This is a genomic window from Mycobacterium ostraviense, from assembly GCF_002705925.1.
GTDB lineage: Bacteria > Actinomycetota > Actinomycetes > Mycobacteriales > Mycobacteriaceae > Mycobacterium > Mycobacterium ostraviense.
The window spans coordinates 1-752 of the sequence record NZ_NKRE01000136.1 but is presented as its reverse complement, the minus strand read 5'-3'; the positions used below and the strand labels follow the sequence as shown (position 1 = coordinate 752).

The following is a 752-nucleotide window of genomic DNA, read 5'->3' as shown; positions in this document are numbered from 1 at the left end:
GGGTGCTCAAGATGCAGCAGGCCATGAAGCGTCAGGGCTGGCGGCTGGGCCGCGAGCAGACCCGCCGGCTGATGCGCAAGGCTGGACTGCGCGGGGTGCAGCGCGGCAAGCCCGTGTTCACCACGATCACTGATCCGACCGAGCAACGGCCCGGCAGACCTGGTCAACCGGCGGTTCAAGGCGGCCACCCCGAACCGGTTATGGGTCGCCGACATCACCTTTGTGCGCACCTGGCAGGGATTCTGCTACACGGCCTTCGTCACCGACGCATGCAGCAGAAAGATTGCCGGCTGGGCGGTCGCGGCCACTATGCGCACCGAGGACCTACCTCTGCAAGCATTCAATCATGCTGTGTGGCAGGCAAACTCAGATCTATCTGAGTTGGTTCATCATTCCGACCGCGGATCACAATACCTATCGCTGGTATACACCGACCGTCTTAGCGAGCTCGGGATCGCCCCATCGGTCGGCTCACGCGGCGATAGTTATGACAACGCCCTCGCCGAGGCGGTCAACGCCGCCTACAAGACCGAGCTGATCAACCGCGGCAAACCGTGGCGCTGCACCGACGACGTCGAACTCGCCACCGCCGAATGGGTGTTCTGGTACAACGAGGAACGCCTGCACGAAGCCCTCGGCTATGTCCCACCAGCCGAGTACGAGGCCGCCCTCACCGGCGCCTCACACCCTGCGAGCCAGCCAAACCCGGCCCTCGCAACCGACTAGGAACAATACCTGGGGTAGTTCACACC

Annotated in this window: 2 protein-coding genes; one reads left to right on the top strand and one right to left on the bottom strand. The window is 63.6% G+C overall.

Features of this window, described 5'->3' with window-relative positions; translation table 11 throughout:
- A partial coding sequence (locus CDN38_RS31550) for a hypothetical protein (RefSeq protein WP_244307502.1) occupies positions 1-230 on the bottom strand: 230 nt, incomplete at its 3' end.
- Between CDN38_RS31550 and CDN38_RS28365 the strand changes: the two genes are divergently transcribed.
- Positions 130-726 (top strand): IS3 family transposase, encoded by a 597-nt coding sequence (locus CDN38_RS28365; RefSeq protein ID WP_306316116.1) that lies wholly within the window; start codon positions 130-132, stop codon positions 724-726. The two genes, CDN38_RS31550 and CDN38_RS28365, sit on opposite strands and share 101 nt — an antisense overlap.
- Positions 727-752: the final 26 nt, after the last annotated feature.